Annotated in this window: 26 protein-coding genes, 1 rRNA gene and 1 other annotated feature; all 27 genes read left to right on the plus strand. The window is 37.4% G+C overall.

The window, feature by feature from the left end; translation table 11 throughout:
* A 5S ribosomal RNA gene (gene rrf / locus BFG57_RS06845) occupies nt 1-91 on the plus strand; the annotation flags it as partial.
* A gap of 126 nt (nt 92-217) precedes the next feature.
* The gene (locus BFG57_RS06850) at nt 218-907 is read left to right on the plus strand and encodes an MgtC/SapB family protein (protein WP_069716750.1); all 690 of its coding nucleotides are present in this window, start codon (nt 218-220) and stop codon (nt 905-907) included.
* A 143-nt stretch (nt 908-1,050) separates the two neighbouring features.
* Complete coding sequence (locus BFG57_RS06855; RefSeq protein ID WP_069716751.1) at nt 1,051-1,515, plus strand: CtsR family transcriptional regulator; 465 nt, start codon at nt 1,051-1,053, stop codon at nt 1,513-1,515.
* Between the two features lie 34 nt (nt 1,516-1,549).
* A complete protein-coding gene (gene mcsA / locus BFG57_RS06860; protein ID WP_069716752.1) occupies nt 1,550-2,089 on the plus strand; it encodes a protein-arginine kinase activator protein McsA in 540 nt (179 codons plus the stop codon).
* Between the two features lie 5 nt (nt 2,090-2,094).
* Nucleotides 2,095-3,183 (plus strand): protein-arginine kinase McsB, encoded by a 1,089-nt coding sequence (mcsB, locus tag BFG57_RS06865; RefSeq protein WP_069716753.1) that lies wholly within the window; start codon nt 2,095-2,097, stop codon nt 3,181-3,183.
* A gap of 3 nt (nt 3,184-3,186) precedes the next feature.
* Nucleotides 3,187-5,613, plus strand: a complete 2,427-nt coding sequence (gene clpC, locus BFG57_RS06870) for an ATP-dependent protease ATP-binding subunit ClpC (RefSeq protein ID WP_069716754.1) — start codon at nt 3,187-3,189, stop codon at nt 5,611-5,613.
* A gap of 164 nt (nt 5,614-5,777) precedes the next feature.
* Entirely contained in the window at nt 5,778-7,151 is a 1,374-nt protein-coding gene (radA, locus tag BFG57_RS06875; protein WP_069716755.1) for a DNA repair protein RadA, read from the plus strand.
* A 1-nt stretch (nt 7,152) separates the two neighbouring features.
* Nucleotides 7,153-8,226 (plus strand): DNA integrity scanning diadenylate cyclase DisA, encoded by a 1,074-nt coding sequence (gene disA, locus BFG57_RS06880; protein WP_069716756.1) that lies wholly within the window; start codon nt 7,153-7,155, stop codon nt 8,224-8,226.
* Between the two features lie 170 nt (nt 8,227-8,396).
* Nucleotides 8,397-9,485, plus strand: coding sequence for a PIN/TRAM domain-containing protein (locus tag BFG57_RS06885; protein WP_069716757.1), 1,089 nt, complete (start codon nt 8,397-8,399; stop codon nt 9,483-9,485).
* Between the two features lie 76 nt (nt 9,486-9,561).
* Nucleotides 9,562-10,257 (plus strand): 2-C-methyl-D-erythritol 4-phosphate cytidylyltransferase, encoded by a 696-nt coding sequence (gene ispD / locus BFG57_RS06890; RefSeq protein ID WP_069716758.1) that lies wholly within the window; start codon nt 9,562-9,564, stop codon nt 10,255-10,257.
* Between the two features lie 2 nt (nt 10,258-10,259).
* Complete coding sequence (ispF, locus tag BFG57_RS06895) at nt 10,260-10,742, plus strand: 2-C-methyl-D-erythritol 2,4-cyclodiphosphate synthase (RefSeq protein ID WP_069716759.1); 483 nt, start codon at nt 10,260-10,262, stop codon at nt 10,740-10,742.
* Between the two features lie 239 nt (nt 10,743-10,981).
* Nucleotides 10,982-12,445 carry a glutamate--tRNA ligase gene (gene gltX / locus BFG57_RS06900; RefSeq protein ID WP_069716760.1) on the plus strand — a complete coding sequence of 488 codons (1,464 nt, stop codon included), beginning with the start codon at nt 10,982-10,984 and terminating at the stop codon, nt 12,443-12,445.
* 460 nt (nt 12,446-12,905) lie between these two features.
* Entirely contained in the window at nt 12,906-13,547 is a 642-nt protein-coding gene (cysE, locus tag BFG57_RS06905) for a serine O-acetyltransferase (protein WP_175428288.1), read from the plus strand.
* Nucleotides 13,548-13,553: 6 nt separating this feature from the next.
* Nucleotides 13,554-14,954: a cysteine--tRNA ligase gene (cysS, locus tag BFG57_RS06910; RefSeq protein ID WP_069716762.1), complete on the plus strand. Its 1,401-nt coding sequence runs from the start codon at nt 13,554-13,556 to the stop codon at nt 14,952-14,954.
* Between the two features lie 4 nt (nt 14,955-14,958).
* The gene (locus tag BFG57_RS06915; protein WP_069716763.1) at nt 14,959-15,360 is read left to right on the plus strand and encodes a Mini-ribonuclease 3; all 402 of its coding nucleotides are present in this window, start codon (nt 14,959-14,961) and stop codon (nt 15,358-15,360) included.
* Nucleotides 15,361-15,366: 6 nt separating this feature from the next.
* The gene (rlmB, locus tag BFG57_RS06920) at nt 15,367-16,110 is read left to right on the plus strand and encodes a 23S rRNA (guanosine(2251)-2'-O)-methyltransferase RlmB (protein WP_069716764.1); all 744 of its coding nucleotides are present in this window, start codon (nt 15,367-15,369) and stop codon (nt 16,108-16,110) included.
* Between the two features lie 5 nt (nt 16,111-16,115).
* Nucleotides 16,116-16,625: an NYN domain-containing protein gene (locus tag BFG57_RS06925; protein WP_069716765.1), complete on the plus strand. Its 510-nt coding sequence runs from the start codon at nt 16,116-16,118 to the stop codon at nt 16,623-16,625.
* Between the two features lie 80 nt (nt 16,626-16,705).
* Nucleotides 16,706-17,356, plus strand: a complete 651-nt coding sequence (gene sigH, locus BFG57_RS06930) for an RNA polymerase sporulation sigma factor SigH (protein WP_069716766.1) — start codon at nt 16,706-16,708, stop codon at nt 17,354-17,356.
* A 76-nt stretch (nt 17,357-17,432) separates the two neighbouring features.
* Nucleotides 17,433-17,582: a 50S ribosomal protein L33 gene (gene rpmG / locus BFG57_RS18310; protein ID WP_083249116.1), complete on the plus strand. Its 150-nt coding sequence runs from the start codon at nt 17,433-17,435 to the stop codon at nt 17,580-17,582.
* 53 nt (nt 17,583-17,635) lie between these two features.
* Nucleotides 17,636-17,818, plus strand: coding sequence for a preprotein translocase subunit SecE (secE, locus tag BFG57_RS06935; protein WP_069716767.1), 183 nt, complete (start codon nt 17,636-17,638; stop codon nt 17,816-17,818).
* Nucleotides 17,819-18,031: 213 nt separating this feature from the next.
* On the plus strand, nt 18,032-18,565 hold the full coding sequence (gene nusG / locus BFG57_RS06940; RefSeq protein WP_069716768.1) for a transcription termination/antitermination protein NusG: 534 nt from the start codon (nt 18,032-18,034) through the stop codon (nt 18,563-18,565).
* A gap of 145 nt (nt 18,566-18,710) precedes the next feature.
* Nucleotides 18,711-19,136 (plus strand): 50S ribosomal protein L11, encoded by a 426-nt coding sequence (gene rplK / locus BFG57_RS06945; protein WP_069716769.1) that lies wholly within the window; start codon nt 18,711-18,713, stop codon nt 19,134-19,136.
* A gap of 220 nt (nt 19,137-19,356) precedes the next feature.
* Nucleotides 19,357-20,052, plus strand: a complete 696-nt coding sequence (gene rplA / locus BFG57_RS06950) for a 50S ribosomal protein L1 (RefSeq protein ID WP_069716770.1) — start codon at nt 19,357-19,359, stop codon at nt 20,050-20,052.
* Nucleotides 20,053-20,101: 49 nt separating this feature from the next.
* Nucleotides 20,102-20,252 (plus strand) — a sequence feature (ribosomal protein L10 leader region).
* A gap of 39 nt (nt 20,253-20,291) precedes the next feature.
* Nucleotides 20,292-20,792 (plus strand): 50S ribosomal protein L10, encoded by a 501-nt coding sequence (gene rplJ, locus BFG57_RS06955; protein ID WP_069716771.1) that lies wholly within the window; start codon nt 20,292-20,294, stop codon nt 20,790-20,792.
* A gap of 72 nt (nt 20,793-20,864) precedes the next feature.
* The gene (gene rplL, locus BFG57_RS06960) at nt 20,865-21,227 is read left to right on the plus strand and encodes a 50S ribosomal protein L7/L12 (protein ID WP_069716772.1); all 363 of its coding nucleotides are present in this window, start codon (nt 20,865-20,867) and stop codon (nt 21,225-21,227) included.
* Nucleotides 21,228-21,405: 178 nt separating this feature from the next.
* Entirely contained in the window at nt 21,406-22,008 is a 603-nt protein-coding gene (locus BFG57_RS06965; RefSeq protein ID WP_069716773.1) for a class I SAM-dependent methyltransferase, read from the plus strand.
* Nucleotides 22,009-22,499: 491 nt separating this feature from the next.
* The gene (rpoB, locus tag BFG57_RS06970) at nt 22,500-26,033 is read left to right on the plus strand and encodes a DNA-directed RNA polymerase subunit beta (protein WP_069716774.1); all 3,534 of its coding nucleotides are present in this window, start codon (nt 22,500-22,502) and stop codon (nt 26,031-26,033) included.
* Nucleotides 26,034-26,048: the final 15 nt, after the last annotated feature.

Raw genomic sequence — 26,048 nt, forward strand, 5'->3', positions numbered from 1 at the left:
CACCCGTTCCCATACCGAACACGGAAGTTAAGCTCTTCAGCGCCGATGGTAGTTGGGGTGTTTCCCCTGTGAGAGTAGGACGTTGCCGGGCAATGAAACCCAATCAATTTATTGATTGGGTTTTTTGTTGAACATAAAAATACTAAGTATGTATGAATATGATGAAAAATAGGAAATAGACTGTTAATTAAAATAGATTAGGATAGGGTGGTAAATCATGATATTTGAATTTATAAATCAAGATTTTATCATAATGTCTTCTCGTATTTTAATTTCGGTTGTTTTATGTGGAGCTATTGGCTTAGAGAGAGAAATAAAACAACATGCAGCTGGTTTTCGAACACATTTGCTAGTCGGAGTAGGATCATGTTTGATGATGTTACTTTCATTATATGGATTTGAGCCGTATTTAAATGATCACGATAACATTCGTTTTGATCCAGCAAGAATCCCTTCGTATGTTATAAGTGGAATTGGATTTCTTGGAGCGGGTACGATTTTAGTTAAAGGTGTATCAATTCGTGGTTTAACAACAGCCGCGTCAATTTGGGTTGTGTCGGGAATTGGATTAATCATTGGAATCGGGATGTATGGTCCAGCAATTTTAGCGACAATTCTTGTGCTTTTAAACCTTGTCGTTTTAAATTGGGTAGAACGTCGTTTAGAAAGAAAAAAAGGCGTAAAAAGTATTCATTTAGATATTCATGAGATGAACGCACCATTAGAAACTATTGTTTCCATTATTGAAAGGGAGAACATTCATATAAGAGACATTCGTGTTAAAAAGCATTCGGGAAAACGAGTAACAACGGAGTTTATAATAAAAATAACAAATATAACTACTCCTCAAAAAGTTCAATTAATAGAAAAGTTGATGGAGATTGAAGGTGTAAAAGAGATTAGTTAAGAAGACAGCAATTCTTTTTCTTATCCCGTTTTAATTTTTAATCTAGATGGTTAGGATACAAATATACTATTGAAAAGACAACTAATGAGGATATATAATGTTAACAAGGTCAAATATAGTCAAAGTCAAAAGGAGGAGGGAGCATGAGGAACACGTCTGATATTATTGAACAGTACTTGAAAAAAGTATTAAATATCAGTGATAAGAATATTGTAGAAATAAAACGAAGTGAAATAGCTGAAAAATTTCAGTGTGTCCCTTCACAAATAAATTATGTAATCAATACAAGGTTTACGATTGAAAAAGGGTATATTGTGGAGAGTAAAAGAGGAGGAGGAGGATATATTCGTATTATCAAAGTAAAAGCGAATAACCATGCTCACCTTATTAATAGCATTGAAGAAATGTTAACAGACTCAGTTCCACAAAGCACAGCTGAAAATGTTATAAGAAGGCTGTTAGAAGAAGAGGTTATTTCAATACAAGAGGCGAAATTAATGTTAAGTGTAATTGATCGAGCTGTTTTAGCGATTAATTTACCAGAACGTGATATCATACGTTCTAATATTATTAAAGCTATGTTAACAACATTAAAATATAGAAATTAGCATTTAATATATTCAAAGGGAGGAGTGAGTGATAGTGAAATGTCAGGAATGTTTAAAAAATCCAGCTACACTTCATTTCACTAAAATAATAAATCAAGAAAAAGCTGAATTTCACCTTTGTGAGCAATGTGCTCGTGAGAAAGGTGAAATGTTCGCTGGAAATAGTGGTTTTACTGTAAGTAGCCTCCTATCAGGTCTATTGAACATGGAAAGCTTGTTTGTTAATTCATCAGAGAAACCACTATCTAATCAGTTAGAACTGGAATGTAAATCATGTGGAATGACCTATAAGAAATTTTCTGAAGCCGGTCGATTTGGATGCGCTAATTGTTATCAAACGTTTAATGAAAAGTTAGATCCAATATTTCGTAGGGTACATAGTGGAAACACAGTACATGCAGGTAAGATTCCGAAACGTATTGGGGGAGATTTACATGTACAAAAAGAAATTAGTGACCTAAAAGATCACTTAAAAAAATGTGTTGCAAATGAAGAGTTTGAACAGGCTGCTGAAATAAGAGATAAAATCCGTTCCTTAGAAAAAAGTATTATTGAAAAGGGAAAGGAGGCTTGAATAAATTGTCATTGCAACGATTTATTAACCAAGCAATTAGTCCGTGGATGAGCGAAGAGGGTCCCGATAGTGATATTGTGTTAAGTAGTCGTATTCGGTTGGCAAGAAACTTAAGAGAAATCCCATTTCCTATGGTTGCAGCTTCTGAAGAATTAAATAAGGTAACTGATCTATTTCGAAACCATTTTTCTAATCAACAATTGCATGGTATTGGCAACTTGGAATTATTAGAGATGGGAATGTTAGAACAAAATGAAAAGCGAGTATTAGTTGAAAAACACTTAATTAGCCCTCACCTTGCTGAGATGTCTAACAATGGGGCAGTTATCCTTTCCGAAAATGAACAGATCGGTATTATGATTAACGAAGAAGATCATATTCGAATTCAATGTTTATATCCAGGGTTACAGTTAAATGAAGCATTGCATGCAGCAACAACAATAGATGACTGGATTGAATCGAAGGCTGATTTTGCATTTAATGAGAAACGTGGGTATTTAACAGCTTGTCCAACCAATGTAGGAACAGGATTACGTGCGTCTGTAATGATGCACTTGCCATCATTAGTTATGACAAATCAAATGAGTCGTATTATTCCAGCTATCAATCAACTTGGTTTAGTTGTACGAGGAATATATGGTGAAGGAAGCGAAGCACAAGGAAATATTTTTCAAATTTCGAATCAAATTACCCTAGGTAAATCAGAACAAGATATCGTTGAAGAATTACAAAGTGTAGTTTCTCAACTTATTACACAAGAACGTACTGCTAGAAGTACGTTGTTGTCATCTTCTAAAATCCAATTAGAGGACCGTATATTTCGTTCTTATGGGAAACTCGCTTATAGTCGAATCATACAGTCTAATGAAGCAGCACAATGTTTGTCAGATGTAAGCCTTGGAATTGACTTAGGGTTTATTGAAATTGTCTCGCGAAACATTTTAAATGAATTAATGATTCTTACTCAGCCAGGATTTTTACAACAATATGCTGGAAAAGGACTTACACCTAATGAACGCGATATAAGAAGAGCAACATTAATTCGGGAGCGGTTAAAACTGGAATCTAATAATGATTCTATAGGAGGAAGATAAGCCATGATGTTTGGACGTTTTACAGAACGAGCACAGAAAGTATTAGCACTGGCACAGGAGGAAGCGGTTCGTCTTGGCCATAACAATATTGGTACGGAACATATTTTGCTTGGCCTCGTTCGAGAAGGAGAAGGCATTGCTGCAAAGGCTCTTCAAGCGCTTGGGTTAAGCCCTGAAAAAATTCAAGAAGAAGTAGAATCACTTATTGGTAGAGGTCAAGAAGTTACACAGACGATTCACTATACGCCAAGAGCTAAGAAAGTTATTGAGCTATCAATGGATGAGGCACGTAAATTAGGACATTCTTATGTCGGTACGGAACATGTGCTACTTGGTTTAATTCGAGAAGGAGAAGGTGTTGCAGCTCGTGTGCTGAACAATTTAGGTGTTAGCTTAAATAAAGCACGCCAACAAGTGTTGCAATTGCTAGGAAGCAATGAGGCATCTTCATCAAACCAGCATAGTAATGCTTCGACGAATGCCAATACACCTACATTAGATAGCTTAGCAAGAGATTTAACAGCAGTTGCACGTGAAGGTAGTTTAGACCCTGTAATTGGTCGTAGTAAAGAAATTCAGCGTGTAATTGAAGTATTGAGTCGTAGAACGAAAAATAACCCTGTATTAATAGGTGAACCGGGTGTAGGTAAGACAGCGATAGCAGAAGGTCTAGCGCAACAAATTGTGAATAATGAAGTACCAGAAATTTTGCGCAACAAACGTGTAATGACGCTCGATATGGGAACAGTTGTTGCAGGGACGAAATATCGAGGTGAATTTGAAGACCGTTTGAAGAAAGTAATGGATGAAATTCGTCAAGCGGGCAATGTAATTCTATTTATTGATGAATTACACACACTAATTGGAGCTGGGGGAGCAGAAGGAGCGATTGACGCTTCAAATATTTTAAAACCTTCTCTTGCACGTGGTGAACTACAATGTATAGGTGCAACAACACTGGATGAGTATCGAAAATATATTGAAAAAGATGCAGCGTTAGAACGTCGCTTTCAACCAATTCAAGTTGATGAGCCAACAATAGAAGAATCATATAAAATATTAGAAGGTTTACGTGATCGTTATGAAGCTCACCATCGTGTAACAATAACAGATGAAGCAATTATCGAAGCGGTGAAATTATCGGATCGTTACATATCTGATCGATTTCTCCCTGATAAGGCGATTGACTTAATTGATGAAGCTGCTTCTAAGGTGCGGTTACGTTCTTATACAGCACCACCAAATTTGAAGGAACTTGAACAAAAGCTTGAGGAAGTTCGTAAGGAAAAGGATGCAGCTGTTCAAAGCCAAGAATTTGAGAAAGCAGCTTCGTTAAGAGATAATGAGCAACGTTTACGTGAAAAATTAGAAGAGCTGAAGAAACAATGGAAGGAAAAGCAAGGACAAGAGAATAGTGAAGTTACAACAGAAGACATTGCAATGGTCGTTTCAAGCTGGACAGGAGTTCCAGTGAAGAAACTTGCTCAAGAAGAGTCGGAAAGATTATTAAATATGGAGAATATTCTCCATAAACGTGTAATTGGTCAAGATGAAGCTGTAAATGCAGTTTCAAAAGCAATTCGAAGAGCTCGTGCAGGTTTGAAAGACCCGAAACGTCCTATCGGTTCATTTATCTTTCTTGGACCAACTGGGGTAGGTAAAACAGAGCTTGCACGTGCATTAGCTGAATCAATTTTTGGTGATGAAGATGCTATGATTCGTATTGATATGTCTGAATACATGGAAAAGCACTCTACTTCACGTTTGGTTGGTTCACCTCCAGGTTATGTTGGTCATGATGATGGTGGTCAACTAACTGAAAAAGTTCGCAGAAAACCTTATTCTGTCGTTTTGTTAGATGAGGTTGAGAAGGCACATCCAGAAGTATTTAATATTTTACTTCAAGTTCTTGAAGATGGACGTTTAACTGACTCTAAAGGGCGTACGGTTGACTTCCGTAATACTATACTTATTATGACATCCAATGTAGGAGCAAGTGAGTTAAAGCGTAATAAGTATGTAGGTTTTAATATCCAAGATGAGAATAAAGATTATAAAGATATGAAGTCTAAGGTTATGAGTGAACTGAAGCGAGCATTCCGTCCAGAGTTCCTTAATCGTATCGATGAAATCATCGTATTCCATTCATTGGAGAAAAAGCATATTAAAGAAATTGTTCACTTAATGTCTAATGAGTTGAGTAAGCGTCTTAAAGAACAAGATATTGATTTAGTATTAAGTGATAAAGCATTAGACAAGATTGTAGATGAAGGGTACGACCCTGAATATGGTGCACGACCATTAAGACGTGCAATTCAAAAGCACATTGAAGACCGCCTTTCAGAGGAATTATTACGCGGTAATATTCAAAAAGGAAAAAAGGTGTCAGTTGATGTGAATGAAAAAGACTTTGTTGTTGAAACAATCTAATGATAACTTGAGGTTTATAACGAAGGCAGCCATTCTAAAGCTGCCTTTTTTTTCTTAAGGTGAAGAGAGAAAATTAAGTTATTATAGCTCGTAGCGTTAGTTGAAAAGGAAGAATTGTAAGATAAACGAAAACAATTAATAATGGACAGGTAAGGAGTCATAAAATGGCAAAAAAGAAAACAAAATTTATGTGCCAAGATTGCGGTTATGAATCAGCAAAATGGATGGGCAAATGTCCTGGATGTGGACAATGGAACACAATGACAGAAGAAATTGTTGATACAAAACGTGGAAGAAAACAAACATTTGTAACTGCATCACAAACAGTTGCCAAACCACAATCAATTACATCTATTCAAACTATTCAAGAACCTAGAATTGATACAGAAAATCGTGAATTTAATCGTGTATTGGGTGGTGGAATTGTACCGGGATCTTTAGTGCTAATTGGTGGAGACCCTGGTATTGGGAAATCTACATTATTACTTCAAGTTTCTGCACAATTGGCAAAGAAGTTGAAGGTTCTTTATATTTCTGGTGAAGAATCTGTTAAACAAACGAAATTACGAGCTGATAGACTAGGAGTTTCAGCTGACGAATTGTATGTGCATGCGGAGACAGACCTTGACTATATTTCCAAGGCAATAGATGAACAAAATCCATCATTCGTCATTATTGATTCTATTCAGACTGTTTATCATCCTGAGGTGACTTCTGCTCCAGGAAGTGTTTCTCAAGTACGAGAGTGTACGTCAGAATTCATGCGAATAGCTAAAACAAAAGGAATTGCTATTTTTATCGTTGGTCATGTAACAAAAGAAGGTTCAATTGCAGGGCCGAGGTTATTAGAACATATGGTTGATGCCGTTCTATATTTTGAAGGAGAGCGTCATCACACCTATCGAATCTTGCGTGCAGTAAAAAATCGCTTTGGTTCGACCAATGAAATGGGAATCTTTGAAATGAAAGAAAAAGGGCTTGAAGAAGTCTTGAACCCATCTGAAATTTTTTTAGAAGAACGTTCAGAGGGAGCGGCTGGTTCTGTAGTAGTTGCTTCAATGGAGGGTACTCGACCAGTCCTAGTTGAAATACAAGCCTTGATATCTCCAACTAGTTTTGGTAATCCACGAAGAATGGCGACAGGTTTAGACCATAATCGAGTATCTTTGTTAATGGCAGTGTTAGAAAAACGGATGGGAATGCTTTTGCAAAATCAAGATGCATATCTTAAGGTAGCAGGCGGAGTTAAACTTGATGAACCAGCAATTGATTTAGCTGTAGCGATTAGTATTGCTTCTAGTTTTCGAGATCGTGCTTCAAAACCCACTGATGTTGTGTTTGGTGAGATAGGGTTAACTGGAGAAATTCGTCGTGTATCACGTGCAGAACAACGTGTACATGAAGCACAGAAATTAGGGTTTAAGCGTGTAATTTTACCTGATAAAAATTTAGGAGGATGGACTGTACCGTCTGGAATTGAAGTGATTGGAGTATCAACAGTGCGGGAGGCTTTAGAGCAAACATTAGGAGGATCCTAGAATGAACCTTGATCAGAAAAAGCATGAGGTGATCAGTGAAATCTTACAGTTTGTAGCACCAGGAAGTCCAATGCGTGAAGGAATTGATAATGTATTACGTGCAAAGACTGGTGGTTTAATTGTTGTAGGGTTTAACGAAATGGTTCAAGAAGTAGTTGACGGTGGGTTTTCAATTGAATGTGTATTCTCACCTTCATTCTTATATGAATTAGCAAAAATGGATGGTGCGATTATAGTTAGTGAAAATGGAAAAAGAATATTATTTGCAAACACACAATTAAACCCATCTTCGACGATTCCTTCTATGGAAACAGGTATGCGTCATCGATCGGCTGAACGTGTTGCCAAGCAAACAGGTTGTCTCGTCATTGCAATTTCTGAAAGAAGAAATGTCATCACATTATATAAAGGAAATTTTCGATATGCGTTGAAAGATATAGGTGTGATCTTAACGAAAGCAAATCAAGCAATTCAAACTTTAGAAAAATATAAAATTGTACTCGATCAAGCTATTAAAAATCTTGGTGCACTTGAAATGGAGGAGCTAGTTACCTTTCAAGATGTCATTCAAGTAATTCATCGAATTGAGATGGTTTTAAGGATTAAACATGAGATTATTAATTATGTTAACGAATTAGGAACAGAAGGTCGTTTAATACGGTTACAAATGACAGAGCTCGTTTCGAATATTGAAGAAGAGACTGCCTTGCTCATTAAGGATTATAGTAAAAAGAGTGAGGTAGATTCTTACAAAGTATTAAAAGAACTTCAAAATAAAGCAGAAGATGAGTTACTTGATGACGCAGTGGTTTTGAAATTACTCGGTTATAGTAATAGTGTGAGCGGAGAAGAAGCGACAACTCCGCGCGGATATCGGATTCTCCACAAAATACCAAGAATGCCTTCAACAATCATTCGAAAATTAGTGAAACATTTTAAGGAATTCAATCGTATAATTAAGGCTAGTGAAGAGGAGTTGGTGGAGGTAGAGGGAATTGGAGAAGTGCGCGCGAAGAAAATACTAGACGGGATTAATCGTATTCAAGAGCAATTATTTATCGATCGTCATATTTGATGAATATACTGCTTTAAGAACCCAACGTATAAAAATGTTATAATATTTTTACATGAAAGCTACTGTACTCTTTTTATTAATTATAAGAAGTGTATTAAATTTATAGACATTTAAAGGAAAAATGTTTTAATTTCTTTCTTTTGTAAATACTGATAAAAGGAGGTGAAAGGATGCTCACACGAATTGTACAAGTATTTTTTATAATTGTCGGTGGTATGCTTGGTTTTATTTTTATACCAAATCTAATGAATTTAATAATCGCTGACAATGTTGTTTGGATAACGTCTCCATATGTTGGGGCAGTTTTGGGAGCATTTATATTATATTTTGGTTCATTATGGTGGACTGAGAGAATTGTTGGGTTTATCCGTAAGATTGAAGAAAGGTTAGTTCGAGTACCTATTACGGATTTATTATTTGGTAGTTTAGGGTTAATCGTGGGACTTATTGTTGCATTTTTATTAGTTATTCCGATTCAATATAGCGGTATTCAAATTGTGAATTCAATAGCTCCTATTCTAATTACATCTCTGCTTGGTTATTTAGGTTTTCAAGTTGGATTTAAAAAGAGAGATGAACTTATTAACTTATTTTCAATGCCTAATCGTTCGAAAGAGAAGAAGAAAGAAGATACTAATGAGGAAAGTTCTATTCGAGTCAAAATCTTAGACACGAGTGTAATTATTGATGGACGTATTGCTGACATATGCCAAACAGGCTTTTTAGAAGGTACGATTGTCATTCCACAATTTGTACTTGAGGAGTTACAGCATATAGCAGATTCTTCAGATGTTCTAAAGAGAAACAGAGGACGAAGAGGGTTAGATATATTAAATAAGATTCGCAAAGAGTTACCTATGGATGTTGAAATATATGAAGGTGACTTTGAAGATATTCAAGAGGTAGATAGTAAGCTTGTCAAACTAGGGAAGTTAATGTCAGGTATAGTTGTAACGAATGATTTTAATCTTAATAAAGTTTGTGAGTTACAAAATGTATCTGTATTGAATATTAATGACCTCGCAAACGCGGTCAAACCTGTTGTTCTTCCTGGGGAAGAAATGAAAGTTCAAGTAATTAAGGATGGGAAAGAACATAACCAAGGTATCGCTTATCTTGATGATGGTACAATGATAGTTGTTGAAGAAGGAAGAGATTACATCGGTAAACGAATTGATGTATTAGTAACGAGTGTATTACAAACCTCGGCAGGTCGAATGATTTTTGCAAAACCAAAGCTTATTGAAAAGGCACTATAAATCAAACTAATAGTAACGGTGATCTTAACTCTACTGATTCCGTAATTTAAGAACACGTGAAAAGGGAGATACTAGGATGTTTTATGATGTGGTAATTCCTGCTGCTGGTCAAGGTAAGCGGATGAAGGCTGGGAGAAATAAGCAAATGATTGACTTATTAGGTAAGCCAGTTATTGTGCATACACTTGAAGTTTTCCAACATGATCCAATGTGCCGCTTGATTGTTATTGTTGCACAGGCAGAAGAAGTAGACTTGATGCAAAAATTGATTGAACGATATCAATTTTCTAAAGTTGCACACATTGTTGAAGGTGGTAAGGAACGACAACATAGCGTCTATTCAGGACTAAAGGTACTTACTGGAGAAGGAATTGTTCTTATCCATGACGGTGCTCGTCCATTTATCCCTCATAAAATCATTCATGAACTTGTAAGTCAAACAGAACAAGTTCATGCTGCAGTTGTTGCTGTACCTGTTAAAGATACCATTAAGCAAGCTTTTAATGGTCTTGTACAGAATACGGTAGAACGTTCAAGCTTGTGGGCAGTGCAAACCCCACAAGCTTTTCGTCTGTCGTTAATTAAGACAGCACATGAGCAAGCTGAGCAAGAGGGATATTTAGGAACAGATGATGCGAGTTTAATAGAGCGTATTGGTAAAGAAGTCGCAATTGTAACAGGTACATATGAAAATATAAAGTTAACTACTCCAGAGGATTTACTAGTTGCTAAGGCAATACTACAAGACCGTAAGATTAGAGAGGATGAATGAATTTGATTAGGGTAGGACAAGGTTTCGATGTTCATCAATTTGCTGTTGAACGACCTCTTATTATAGGTGGTATTAATATTCCTTATGATAAAGGGTTAATTGGGCATTCAGATGCGGATGTCTTGTTACATACAATTGCTGATGCTGCACTAGGTGCACTTGGTTTAGGAGATATTGGAAAGCACTTCCCTGATACGGATCCTGAATATAAGGATGCTAACTCCTCCAAGCTATTGCAACATGTGTGGCAGTTGGTAAAAGAGCAAGGATATAAACTAGGTAATCTTGATTGCACAATTATTGCACAAAGGCCAAAGATGGCGCCATATATTCCTGAGATGCGTACACATATCGCTCAGTTATTAGAAGCGGATATAAATCAGATTAATGTGAAGGCTACGACAACTGAAAAACTAGGCTTTACTGGGAGAGAAGAAGGAATTGCTGCGCAAGCGGTCATTTTAGTTGAACAGGTTAAAAGTTGAAAATGAAAGTAGTAATAAAGTGAAAAAACCTTCACTTTAGGTATTATTAGTCATTTAATTTTTAAATGTTATTCCTCCAAAATCACCTACTGAGCTATTCATAATTAATAAGTGAAAGTTTTAGCTCTAATAACGACGTGATAAAATAAAATAGACATTGCGTTGATGAAATAGTTTTGATAGTGTTTATTCACAAGCAAAAAAATATACGAGAATACATAACGGAAAGGTGTAGAATTATGGAAAATCAAGTACGTGTTCGATATGCGCCAAGCCCGACAGGTCATTTGCATATTGGAAACGCCCGCACAGCATTATTTAATTATTTATTTGCAAGAAGTCGAAATGGGAAATTTATAATTCGTGTAGAAGATACAGATAAAAAACGAAATATTGAGGGTGGCGAGGAAAGCCAGCTTAAATATTTGAAGTGGTTAGGTATTGATTGGGATGAGAGCATTGATGTAGGCGGCGAATATGGTCCTTATCGTCAATCTGAGCGTAATGATTTATATGAGAAGTATTATACTGAACTTCTAGAAAAAGGGTTAGCATATAAATGTTATTGTACAGAAGAAGAACTAGAGGCAGAGCGTGAAGAAATGCGTGCTAATGGACAAATGCCTCGATATTCTGGTAAATGTCGACATCTAACTGATGAGCAACGTGAAGCGCTTGCCAAAGAGGGACGTGAACCAAGCATTCGTTTTGCTGTATTAGAAGATAAGGTGTATCGTTTTAAGGATATTGTGAAGGATGAGGTATCATTTGAATCAAATACAATTGGTGATTTCGTTATCGTAAAGAAAGATGGAACACCAACATACAACTTTGCTGTAGCAGTAGATGATTATTTGATGAAGATTACTCATGTGTTACGTGGTGATGATCATATCTCAAATACACCGAAACAAATGATGATTTATGAAGCGTTAGGTTGGGAAACACCTATTTTTGGTCATATGACACTAATTGTTAATGAAGAACGAAAGAAATTAAGTAAACGAGATGAATCAATTATTCAATTTATTGAACAATATGCTGAGCTTGGATATCTCCCAGAAGCGTTGTTCAATTTCATTGGTTTACTTGGTTGGTCACCTGTAGGAGAGGAAGAACTATTTACTCGTGAACAATTTATAGAGATTTTCGATCCAGAACGTCTATCCACTTCACCAGCAGTATTTGATACGAAAAAACTTGAGTGGATGAATAACCAATATGTGAAGGAGAAATCACTAGAAGAAATTGTTGAGTTATCTCTACCACATTTAGTGGCAGCGAACCGACTTCCAGAAGAGATGAGCGAAGAACAAGCTGGATGGGCACGTGAGTTAGTTGCTTTATATCATGAGCAAATGAGCTACGGTGCTGAAATTGTGCCGTTAACAGAAATGTTCTTTAAAGAAGAAATTGAGTATGATGATGAAGCGAAAGCAGTACTGGCAGAAGAGCAAGTAACAGAAGTGTTACGTCAATTTGCTTCACAATTAGAAGGGCTAGAAAATTATGAAGCATCTCAAATTAAGAAAGCGATAAAAGAAACACAAAAATCAACTGGTCAAAAAGGTAAAAAGCTCTTCATGCCTATTCGTGTAGCTGTAACAGGTCAAACTCATGGACCAGAGTTGCCGCAAGCTATCCAATTAGTTGGTAAAGAAACGGTGCTTGCTCGTTTAAGTAAGCTTACAGAAAATAAATAAAGCACATTTTACTATGCGTTCTAATATAGTAGATGTATAATTGGGAAATAAAACAACTAACAAATCGTTGATGAGGAGAAGTAAGGAAACAGGTTTACTTTAATATGGTATATTTAGACTTATAGGAGATAATATGGGGAAACAACTGAAATAGTGTTCTTCACATATAACCTATATATCTAGATTGGCCTATTTAAGAGAGAACCACCTTGGCTGAGAGTGGTTTAAGTAAACGTTTCTTGAAATGCACCTCTGAGTCTTTTGCTGAAGGCGAGTAAGCAAAAGCGGCATGAGCCTGTCGTTATATAAGGCATAAAGCTGGACTAATAAAATTATATTAGTCAAGCAGAGTGGAACCGCGCTTAAGGAAGGCGTCTCTGTGCTGTAATGGCATAGAGGCGTCTTTTGTCTATTATGGAGAAAAATCATCATTGTAAAGTAAGAGATACGGGGGTGGATGATAATGTTTAAAATGTTAAAGGAAGATGTAGATGTTGTCTTCGATCAAGACCCTGCTGCAAGGAGTTATTTAGAAGTTATCTTGACTTATTCAGGGCTCCATGCAATATGGGCACACCGCTTTGCACATTGGTTTTATAGACGAAAATTCTTCTTTCTTGCTAGACTCATTTCACAAATTAGCCGTTTTTTTACGGGGATCGAAATTCATCCAGGAGCTAAGATAGGCAGGCGTTTTTTCATCGATCATGGTATGGGTGTTGTAATAGGTGAAACGTGTGAAATAGGAAATAATGTAACAATCTTCCAAGGCGTGACATTAGGTGGTACAGGTAAGGAAAAGGGGAAACGCCACCCGACACTTGAAGACAATACATTAGTATCAACAGGTGCGAAAGTATTAGGGTCAATTACGATTGGGGAAAATTCTAAGGTAGGTGGGGGTTCCGTTGTTTTAAAAGATGTTCCGCCAAACGCGACAGTAGTAGGAATACCGGGTAAAGTAGTTGTTCAAGATGGCGTGAAAGTTCGAAGAGATTTGAACCATCACGAGCTACCAGATCCAGTTGCAGATAAATTGAAGAAGATGGATCAAGAGTTAAGGGAATTAAGGGAAGCGATTCAAAAGTTTACGAAGGAGTGAGTATAGATGTCAGTTCAAATGTATAATACATTAACTCGTCAGAAGGAACTTTTTAAACCGTTGGAAGAAGGAAAAGTGAAGATGTATGTATGTGGCCCAACAGTTTATAATTATATTCATATAGGAAATGCTCGTCCGGTTATTGTGTTTGATACAGTTCGGCGCCATCTGGAATACAAAGGTTATGATGTGAAATTTGTTTCGAATTTCACTGATGTTGATGATAAATTGATTAAGACAGCTCAGGAATTAGGTGAGGATGTACCAACGATTGCTGAGCGCTTTATCCAAGCATTTCATGAAGATGTTAGTGCATTTGGAGTTAAGGAAGCGGATGAACATCCTCGTGTAATGGAAAATATATCAGAGATTATTGATTTTATTGAAGGATTAATTAATAAAGGTTTTGCTTATGAAGCGGATGGAGATGTCTATTTTAGAACACGTTCATTTGAAGGATATGGTAAGCTTTCAGATCAACCGATAGATGAATTACGTATTGGGGCAAGAATCGGAGTAGGTGAGAAGAAAGAAGATCCATTAGACTTTACCCTATGGAAAAATGCTAAAGATGGTGAGATCTCTTGGGAAAGTCCATGGGGAAGCGGTCGTCCAGGCTGGCATATTGAATGTTCAGCGATGTGCCGAAAATATCTTGGTGAGACAATTGACATTCATGCAGGAGGTCAAGACTTGGCATTTCCACATCATGAAAATGAAATAGCGCAATCTGAGAGCTTAACAGGTAAGCCGTTTGCTAACTATTGGCTTCATAATGGGTATATTCAAATTAATAATGAAAAAATGTCAAAATCACTAGGGAATTTTGTGTTAGTTCATGACATTATCAAGCATCATGACCCACAAGTCGTCCGTTTCTTCATGTTGTCAGTGCATTATCGTCACCCTATTAATTTCAATGAAGAATTGTTAGAAAGTGCGAAAAGTGGGTTAGATCGAATTCGAACAGCTTATGATAATATTCTTCACAGAACAGAAGCTAGCAGTGGGTTAGCACAAAACGACCAAGAGTGGTTAAATAAAATTAACAAAATGCAGGAAATGTTTGTAGCAGAAATGGATGATGACTTCAACACAGCTAATGCGATTTCCGTATTGTTTGAAATGGCTAAGCAAGCGAACATCTACTTACAAGAGAACCATACGTCTAAACAAGTATTAGAAAAATTCATTAAACAGTTTGATGATTTTGGAAATATTTTAGGTGTTTCATTTAAAGTAGCACAAACGATGTTAGATGATGAAATTGAAAAATTGATTCAAGCACGAATGGAAGCACGTAAAAACAGAAACTTCGAACTTGCAGATCAAATCCGAGATGACTTAAAGGATAAAGGCATCATTTTAGAGGATACACCGCAAGGAATACGCTGGAAGCGAGTGTGATTCAATGGTAAATCCAAAGCAATTAAATGCACTCGCTTTAGCGTATATGGGCGATGCGGTTTATGAACAACATGTCCGATTTGAGATTTTACAAACAGGTAAAGTGAAGCCAAACCAACTTCACCGTGAAGCAACCCAATTTGTTTCAGCGAAAGCACAGGCGGCTGTTCTTCACCGCTTACTTGAATTGAATTTTCTAACTGAAGAAGAAGAAGCTGTTATGAGAAGAGGACGTAATGCGAAATCAGGAACAATTCCTAAGAATACTGATGTTCAAACATATCGTCACAGTTCTGCGTTTGAAGCGGTGATAGGTTATCATTATTTATCGGGAAATGAAGAGCGATTAGATGAATTATTAGTTTCTTCATATAATATTGCATTAGAGGAAAGGAAAAAGAGGTGATTGTGAATGGATAATGAATGGATTGCAGGGAAAAATCCTGTATTAGAAGCTTTACGTTCTGGAAGGGATATTAATAAAGTATGGATAGCAGAAGGGACACAACGCACTACTGTTCAGCAACTCCAAAAGCTAGCAAAAGAATCAAATACAATTGTTCAGATTGTACCTAAACAAAAACTTGAGCAAGTAGTAGGGAAAAACCATCAAGGTGTTGCTGCGTCAGTTGCGGCTTACACATATGCAGATTTAGATGACATAATTGAGATTGCAAAGAAGAAAAATGAAGATCCATTTATCCTGTTGTTAGATGAAATTGAGGATCCACACAACTTAGGATCAATCTTACGTACAGCTGATTCAGTAGGTGTACACGGCGTTGTTATTCCGAAGCGACGAGCAGTTGGATTAACCAACGCAGTTGCTAAGAGTTCGACGGGTGCCATTGAATACGTACCTGTTGCTCGCGTTACTAATATGGCACGAACTATTGATGAGTTAAAGGATAGAGGATTCTGGATTGCTGGAACAGATGCCTCAGCAAAACAAGACTTTAGACAAATGAGTGTCGACATGCCTTTAGGTGTAGTTATTGGAAGTGAAGGGCGAGGAATGAGTAGGTTGATAAAGGATAAGTGTGACTTCCTGTTATCGCTTCCTATGGTTGGACAAGTTACTTCTTTGAATGCCTCGGTTGCTGCTGGTTTGCTTATGTATGAGGTTTATCGAAAACGTCATCCTCTCGGGGAATAAGGCATATGGATGTACTGTTGGTTGACGGCTATAACATAATAGGGGCTTGGCCTGAATTAAGAGAATTAAAGAAACGGGATTTAACCTCTGCGCGTGATAGGCTACTTGAGGATATGGCTGAATATCAAGCGTATAAAGGATACAAAGTCATCGTTGTATTTGATGCTCACTTCGTAGAAGGTATCGAGAAGAAATACGTAAATAAAAAAGTTGAAGTTGTCTTTACAAGGGAAAAAGAAACGGCAGATGAAAGAATCGAAAAGCTTACAAGTCAATATCAAAAAGATATCCGCACACAAGTACATGTCGCAACGTCTGATCATATTGAACAATCGGTAACATTTGGACAAGGGGCGTTGCGAATATCTGCCCGGGAATTATTAAATGAAGTGAATAATTGTAAAAAACAAATAATAGAGCAGATTAGGTATACTAACGATGAAAAGCCTTCGGGTAGAAAATTGTTTGATGAAGAAATAATGGCAAAGTTAGACAAGCTTCGTCGTAGAAAATAATGACTATGTTGACGTAACCGAACAGCCTACTGTATAATATTTCTATATTTATTGTAAGAGTGGTCGGGGGGATTGCAAAGGTGAGCTTACGCCTCGAAGAAGATCTACAAAAACGTTTTGGTCAGCAGGAAGATGAAGTGATAGTAGAACTGGTACATGGCGGAGATTCGGATGCATTAGAGTATTTAATTAATAAGTACAAAAACTTTGTGCGCGCAAAGGCACGTTCCTACTTTTTAATAGGTGCAGACCGTGAAGACATTGTTCAAGAAGGAATGATCGGATTGTATAAGGCGATTCGTGATTTTAAGGAGGACAAGCTCGCGTCTTTTAAAGCGTTTGCAGAACTTTGCGTTACACGTCAGATGATTACAGCTATTAAAACTGCAACACGTCAGAAACATATCCCGCTTAATTCGTATGTGTCATTGGACAAGCCGATTTATGATGAGGAGTCTGACCGTACGCTGTTAGATGTTATTTCGGGTGCGAAAATTCTTGATCCGGAACAGGTAATTATTAATCAAGAGAAGTTTGATGACATTGAACTTAAGATGGCAGAATTATTAAGCGATCTAGAAAGAAAAGTGTTAACACTATATTTGGATGGTAGTTCATATCAAGAGATTTCTGCCCAACTTAATCGCCATGTGAAATCTATTGATAATGCGTTACAACGAGTGAAGAGAAAGCTAGAACGGTATTTAGAGTTACGTGAGATAACTTTATAAGTTACGTTGACACTTTGTTTTTAGCTGTGATACATTGTCTTTAGTGATATCTTAAAGTTACAGGATGGTGTATTCATTGCGTAAAAAAGTAATTTTAGCTTGTGAGAAATGCCATAGTCGTAACTATACAACGATGAAAAACACAGTTCAGGATACAGAGCGCCTTGTGATTAAGAAATTTTGTAAGCACTGTAATGCTCATACAGACCACCGGGAAACGAAATAAAGTTACGTATGTTGGGTGAAATGGCTCATCCACTGCTTTTGGAGGTAACGTTCATGCGACGTATTACACAATTCTTACGAGACGTAGGTCGTGAGATGAAGAAAGTAAGTTGGCCTAAGAAACAGGAATTGACACGCTATACAGTTACAGTTATTACAACAGTAGCATTTGTAGCAATTTATTTTTCTGTTATCGATCTTGGGATTTCTGAAATTATTCGTCTCGTGCTTGAATAGTACAAGTAGTTTTTGGTTATAAAGTAAGGTGAATATTTCGGGAATAGTTTGGAAAAGCCTTTATATGGCTTTTTTTACTGTGTTCTTCTTTTTGTTAGGAAGCGTAGGGCTGAATAGCATGCCTAATCTAATTGTGAAAAAGTGTAACAGAATACAAAAATTCCTGATGAGATATCCTTTGAGGAGGGAAAGGACAGAATAGTCCTAATAATTATGGAAAAGAATTGGTATGTTGTTCATACGTATTCGGGATACGAAAATAAGGTTAAGACGAACTTAGAAAAGCGTGTTGAAACAATGGGCATGCAGGATAAAATTTTTCGTGTTATTGTACCGGAGGATGAAGAAACAGAAATTAAAAACGGTAAGAAGAAAGTCGTTAAGAAGAAAGTATTTCCTGGGTACGTGTTAGCTGAACTCGTAATGACAGATGATTCCTGGTACGTTGTTCGAAATACACCTGGAGTTACTGGGTTCGTAGGTTCTGCTGGTTCAGGTTCAAAACCAACTGCACTACAGCCAGATGAAGTAGAGACAATCCTTAAACGTATGGGGATGGATAAGAAAGTTGTAGATATAGACTTTGAATTAAAAGAAACAGTTAAGGTAACGGAAGGTCCATTTGCAGACTTTACTGGTACAATCGAAGAAATGGATGAAGATAAGCAAAAGGTTAAGGTGCATGTTAGCATGTTTGGTCGTGAGACACCTGTGGAACTCGACTTTACACAGATTGAAAAGATTTAACAGAATAACTTGCATTCCGTTTTGAATGATGATAAAATCTTAATGTTTCATACTAGCGCCCGAATTCGGGGGCAGCATAGGATAGATAAGAGTGGGAGGGGAAAACCCCTATTACCACATCACGGACTTTAAGGAGGTGTGTCTCGTGGCTAAAAAAGTTATTAAAATGGTAAAATTACAAATTCCTGCTGGTAAAGCTAATCCAGCTCCACCGGTTGGTCCTGCACTAGGTCAAGCTGGTGTTAATATCATGGGATTCTGTAAGGAGTTCAACGCTCGTACAGCAGATCAAGCGGGTATGATTATTCCAGTAGAAATCACGGTTTTTGAGGACCGTTCATTTACATTTATCACAAAAACTCCACCTGCAGCTATTCTTCTTAAGAAAGAAGCAGGTATCGAGTCAGGTTCTGGTGAACCTAACCGTAATAAAGTTGCAACGGTTAAGCGTGATCAAGTACGTAAAATCGCTGAAACTAAGATGCCTGACTTAAATGCCGCTGACGTTGAAGCAGCGATGCGCATGGTAGAAGGTACTGCACGTAGCATGGGTATCATCGTTGAAGACTAATTTCAACGAAGAACTTGTGTAGAGGAGAGTACAAGCTTTTCTCATCAGCTATAAAGGTTGCGAGTAAGCTGAAACTGCTACTTCGCAACCTTTATATGTGAACAAGGGGATTTTCCCTATTTAGAACATGACTTAGTAAAGCATGTGAACAAGCCGATTTTTGATTGGCTTGTACGTGGGAGGTTAATCCGTTATAACCACAATCAAGGAGGAAATAATAATGGCGAAAAAAGGCAAGCGTTATACTGACTTAGTAAAATTAGTTGACCGTTCTAAAGCATACTCTGTTGAAGAGGCGATGGAACTTCTAAAGAAAACTGCTGCTGCGAAGTTTGGCGAAACAGTAGAAGTAGCTTTTCGTCTTGGTGTAGACCCTAAGAAAGCTGACCAACAAATCCGTGGTGCAATGGTTTTACCTCATGGTACTGGTAAAACTCAACGTGTACTTGTATTTGCTAAAGGTGAAAAAGCGAAAGAAGCAGAAGCTGCTGGAGCTGATTATGTTGGAGAAGGCGAATTCATTAACAAAATCAACCAAGGTTGGTTTGACTTTGATGTAATCGTGGCAACTCCAGACATGATGGCTGAAGTAGGTAAATTAGGTCGTGTATTAGGACCTAAAGGCTTAATGCCAAATCCTAAAACAGGTACTGTAACGTTTGAAGTAGAAAAAGCAATCAATGATATCAAAGCTGGTAAAGTAGAATACCGCGTTGATAAAGCTGGTAACATCCATGTTCCAATCGGTAAAGTATCATTTGATAATGTGAAACTTGCTGAGAACTTTGTTGCGATTGCGGAGACTATCCAAAAAGCAAAACCTGCTGCGGCTAAAGGTACTTACATGCGTAACGTATCTATCGCTTCTACGATGGGCCCTGGTATTAAAGTAGACGTTTCTACTATTACTGCATAAAATAACGTTGACTTTGTTGTAGTTGATCGCTATAATAAAAAACGTTGTTAAAATAAATATTTATATACTGTAGACAGTAGGTGCTATTGAGCTTAATTTCCTGCTTAGGTGTATTTCATAGATGTTAGCCAATGAAGAAAGCTAATCATATCAATGATGCCCCCATGTCTACAAAGCGTGGGGGCTTTATTATACACATCGAAACGGTATATTACTTTTGAAAACTAGGAGGTGTAAGGATGAACAGCATTATTGAACAGAAAAAACAACTTGTTAGTGAAATTGCTGTTAAGCTTCAAGAAAGCAAAGCGACAATTTTCGTTGACTATCGTGGATTGAATGTTGCTGAAGCGACTGAGCTTCGTAAACAACTTCGTGAAGCGGGTGTTGAGTTCAAAGTATTGAAAAATACAATGCTTCGTCGTGCAGCTGAACAAGTTGAACTAAGCGAATTGAATGAACACCTTGTTGGTCCTACAGCTGTAGCATTCAGCACGGAGGATGTTGTTGCGCCGGCAAAGGTATTAAATAACTTTGCTAAGGATCACGAAGCACTTCAGTTCAAAACTGGTGTAATTGAAGGAAACGTTGTTTCTGAAGAAGAGATTAAAGCTCTTGCAGAACTTCCATCACGCGAAGGTCTACTTTCTATGTTACTCAGCGTACTTCAAGCGCCAATTCGCAACTTGGCTCTTGCTACAAAAGCAGTGGCAGACCAAAAAGAAGAGCAAGGTGCTTAATTGCTTAACCTTTGTTACAGAAGAAGATTTAGTTTTTAATAAAATATAAACGAATTTTAAGGAGGATTTACAATGTCAAAAGATCAAATCATTGAAGCGGTAAAAGAAATGACAGTTTTAGAACTTAACGATTTAGTAAAAGCTATCGAGGAAGAATTCGGTGTTACTGCTGCTGCTCCAGTTGCTGTTGCAGGTGCTGCAGGTGGAGACGCTGCTGCTGAACAAACTGAGTTTGACTTAGTTCTTGAAAATGCAGGAAGCTCAAAAATTAAAGTAATCAAAGTTGTTCGTGAAATCACAGGCCTTGGTCTTAAAGAAGCGAAAGAACTTGTTGATAATGCTCCAAAAGCACTTAAAGAAGGTATTGCTAAAGACGAAGCTGAAGAGCTTAAAGCTAAACTTGAAGAAGTTGGCGCTTCTGTAGAAGTTAAGTAATTTTTCAGTTCACTTGAAAAAGCTCGCTTGCAAAGCGAGCTTTTTCTTTGACTTATAAAACATAGTTAAGTATGTTGTTTTAACATAATATCGGTTTCACAACTGTAAATGATAGTTGTGTTTCCCCTCATTTATTGTTGCTTCTGACTTTAGACACTGTTAAAAGGTGTGAATGAACATGGCAGACCATTATTTTTCAGATCGTCCCTCATCGACACATAAACCATTTTCTTTTTCCTATCAACTTAGGGGTTTTTCTTTCATATTTCATTCTGATAGTGGAGTTTTTTCTAAAAAGGAAATTGACTTTGGCTCTCGTTTAATGATTGAAAGTTTTGAAGAGCCTAATGTAGAAGGCAGCATATTAGATATTGGTTGTGGATATGGACCGGTAGGGTTGACGCTAGCGAAGGCTTTTCCTGAACGAATGATAACAATGACAGATATTAATGAACGTGCAGTACAATTAGCGAAACAAAATGCTGTGGGTAATAAGATAGAAAATGTACAGGTATTTGCAAGTAACTTATTTGAACAAATTAGTTCTGATGAGTTTTCAGCTATTTTAACTAATCCGCCCATTCGTGCAGGTAAAAATATCGTTCATAAGATCTTTTCGGAGTCATATGATCGGTTACGTGAGAATGGAGAGTTGTGGGTAGTGATTCAGAAAAAGCAAGGAGCACCTTCAGCACTAGAGAAAATTAGAGAACAATTTGCTGAGGTAGAGGTTGTTGCTAAGAAGAAGGGATACTATGTTATCCGTGCTATAAAGTCTTGATTTGGATATTTAGGTATGGTAGTATTATAAAATGTCAATCAATAATGGCTTCCTTACTGTATTTTTATGTATAAAGTGTAAGTTTTTTGGGCATGATGATAAAATCAACAATCTAAGCTATTTTATACATGCCATTTTTAAGTAAGAAGGCACATAGTTCAAGTAATAAAATATGATGCATTAGCCCGTTTAATGATGTATCTTTACAAGCCTTATATATCAATGTCTATATGTTAAACAAGATTGTCTAGTATATCTTACAACTCTATTATACCTCTTACAACGAAAATATTGAAGGATGTCTTTTGAAGATACGACTTTTTTATTTAAACTTAGGGTTTTAGAAGTTGTCTATATGTTAGGTTATCGTATATATAATATTTAACTTTATAAGAGCTTGTATGCAAAATTAACGAGGTGTAATTATGGGAGATATTCGTAATTATACGAAGTTTTTCCTTAAATAATGCTTTACTCGAGGGGTGAATCAGTTGACAGGTCAACTAGTTCAGTATGGACGCCACCGCCAACGCAGAAGTTACGCACGAATCAGTGAAGTATTGGAGCTTCCGAATTTAATCGAAATCCAATCTGCATCCAATCAGTGGTTTCTTGATGAGGGTTTACGGGAGATGTTTCAAGACATTTCTCCAGTTGAAGATTTTACAGGTAACCTCTCATTAGAGTTTATTGATTACAGCTTGGGAGAGCCAAAATATTCAGTTGGAGAAGCGAAACAGCGAGATGTAACTTACTCTGCACCGTTGCGAGTTAAGGTGCGGTTGATTAATAAAGAAACTGGCGAAGTGAAAGAACAAGATGTATTCATGGGTGATTTCCCATTAATGACAGAGACAGGTACTTTTATTATCAATGGGGCAGAACGTGTAATTGTATCACAGCTCGTTCGTTCGCCAAGTGTTTATTACAGCAGTAAAATCGATAAGAACGGTAAGAGAGGGTTTACAGCTACCGTTATTCCAAACCGTGGTGCTTGGCTAGAGTATGAAACAGATGCAAAAGATGTCGTATATGTTCGCATTGATCGTACTCGAAAACTGCCTATTACGGTACTTTTGCGTGCGCTTGGGTTTGGTTCTGATCAAGAAATCATCGATTTAATCGGTGAGAATGAATATCTAAAGAATACTTTAGAAAAAGACAATACAGAAAATACAGAGAAGGCACTTCTTGAAATCTATGAACGTCTACGTCCGGGTGAACCACCTACTGTAGATAATGCGAAGAGTTTGCTTGAGTCACGTTTCTTTGATCCAAAGCGATACGATTTAGCGAATGTAGGGCGTTATAAGATTAACAAGAAGCTTCACATTAAGAATCGTTTGTTTAATCAACGTTTAGCAGAAACATTAGTTGACACTGAAACTGGTGAAATTATTGCTGAAGCTGGAACGTTATTAGAGAGACGTGTCTTAGATAAGTTAATTGACCACCTAGATAACGGTCTTGGATTCCGTGTTGTAAGTCCACATGGTGGCGTTTTAGATGAGGATGTTGATGTTCAGTCAATTAAAATCATTGCACCTAGTGACCCAGAAGGTGAAAAAGTCATAAATGTTATCGGAAACGGTAATACGGACAAATCAATTAAAAATATTGCGCCTGCAGATATCATTGCATCAATTAGTTATTTCTTTAACTTATTACATGATGTAGGTGACACGGACGATATCGACCACCTTGGAAATCGTCGCTTGCGTTCGGTAGGAGAGCTATTGCAAAACCAATTCAGAATTGGTCTTTCTAGAATGGAACGTGTAATTCGTGAACGTATGTCCATTCAAGATACGAATGCAATTACCCCACAAGCATTAATTAACATTCGACCGGTTATTGCATCAATCAAAGAATTCTTCGGTAGTTCTCAATTGTCACAATTCATGGATCAAACGAATCCACTTGCTGAGTTAACTCACAAACGTCGTTTATCCGCATTAGGACCAGGTGGTTTGACACGTGAGCGTGCAGGATTTGAAGTACGTGACGTTCACTATTCACACTATGGTCGAATGTGTCCGATTGAAACACCTGAGGGACCAAATATCGGGTTAATCAATTCACTTTCTTCGTATGCCAAAGTTAATAAGTTTGGATTCATTGAAACGCCGTATCGACGTGTAGATCCTGAGACAGGAAAGGTTACTTCGCAAATCGATTACCTTACAGCTGACGAAGAGGACCATTATGTTGTCGCACAGGCTAATGCGCTTTTAAGTGAAGATGGTGCTTTCTTAGATGAAGAAGTTGTAGCTCGTTTCCGTGGTGATAATACGCTAGTTAAGAGAGAGCGCCTTGATTATATGGATGTATCTCCGAAACAAGTTGTATCTGCGGCGACAGCATGTATTCCTTTCTTAGAAAACGATGACTCAAACCGTGCACTAATGGGTGCGAACATGCAACGTCAAGCAGTTCCGCTAATGAACCCGGAAGCACCACTTGTTGGAACAGGTATGGAATATGTATCTGGTAAGGATTCAGGTGCAGCAGTTATTTGTAAACATGAAGGAATTGTCGAGAAAGTTGAAGCTCGTAATGTTTATGTTCGTGAAGTGAAAGAAATTGATGGTCAAGAAATAAAAGGTAATTTGCACAAATATGAGATGCAAAAGTATATTCGCTCAAACCAAGGTACTTGTTATAATCAACGTCCAATTGTAAGCACTGGAAATCGTGTTACGAAAGGTGAAATTCTTGCGGATGGACCTTCCATGGAAGATGGGGAACTAGCACTGGGACGAAATGTGGTAGTTGGCTTCATGACGTGGGACGGATATAACTATGAAGATGCCATTATTATGAGTGAACGTCTTGTGAAAGATGATGTATATACATCAATTCATATTGAAGAATATGAATCTGAAGCACGTGATACGAAGCTAGGGCCAGAAGAAATCACTCGTGATATTCCGAATGTCGGTGAAGATGCTCTTCGTAACTTAGACGAACGCGGAATTATCCGTGTCGGTGCTGAAGTGACTGACGGTGATTTACTAGTTGGTAAAGTTACACCTAAGGGAGTAACTGAATTAACTGCTGAAGAACGATTGTTACATGCAATCTTCGGTGAGAAAGCTCGTGAAGTTCGAGATACATCACTTCGTGTTCCACATGGTGGAGGCGGTATTGTACTTGATGTTAAAATATTCAATCGTGAAGATGGCGATGAGTTACCACCAGGTGTTAACCAGCTTGTACGTGTCTATATTGTTCAGAAACGTAAAATTTCTGAAGGAGATAAGATGGCGGGTCGTCACGGAAATAAAGGTGTAATTTCTCGTATTCTTCCTGAAGAAGATATGCCGTACCTTCCAGATGGAACACCAATTGATATTATGTTAAACCCATTAGGAGTACCATCTCGAATGAACATTGGACAGGTACTTGAACTACATCTTGGAATGGCAGCACGTCAACTAGGAATTCACGTTGCATCTCCTGTATTTGATGGAGCTCGTGAAGAAGATGTGTGGGAAACATTAGAAGAAGCAGGTATGTCACGTGATGCAAAAACAATTTTGTATGATGGACGTACTGGTGAACCGTTTGATAACCGTGTATCTGTAGGTGTAATGTATATGATTAAGCTTGCACACATGGTTGATGATAAGCTACATGCTCGTTCAACTGGTCCATACTCTCTTGTAACTCAACAACCTCTTGGAGGTAAGGCTCAATTCGGAGGTCAGCGTTTTGGAGAGATGGAAGTATGGGCGCTTGAAGCATACGGTGCAGCATATACACTTCAAGAAATCTTAACTGTTAAGTCTGATGATGTTATCGGACGTGTGAAAACTTATGAAGCTATAGTTAAAGGTGAAAACGTCCCGGAACCAGGTGTTCCTGAGTCATTTAAAGTATTAATTAAAGAACTTCAAAGCCTTGGTATGGATGTTAAGATGTTGTCTAGCGATGAAGAAGAAATTGAAATGCGTGAACTTGATGAAGAAGAAGAACAACAATCTGCGGATAAGTTGAATTTGACAACAGGGTCAAACAACTAATAACAGCAAATAGGC

The sequence above is a fragment of the Bacillus solimangrovi genome (assembly GCF_001742425.1).
In the GTDB taxonomy this organism is placed as follows: Bacteria; Bacillota; Bacilli; order Bacillales; family Bacillaceae_N; genus Bacillus_AV; species Bacillus_AV solimangrovi.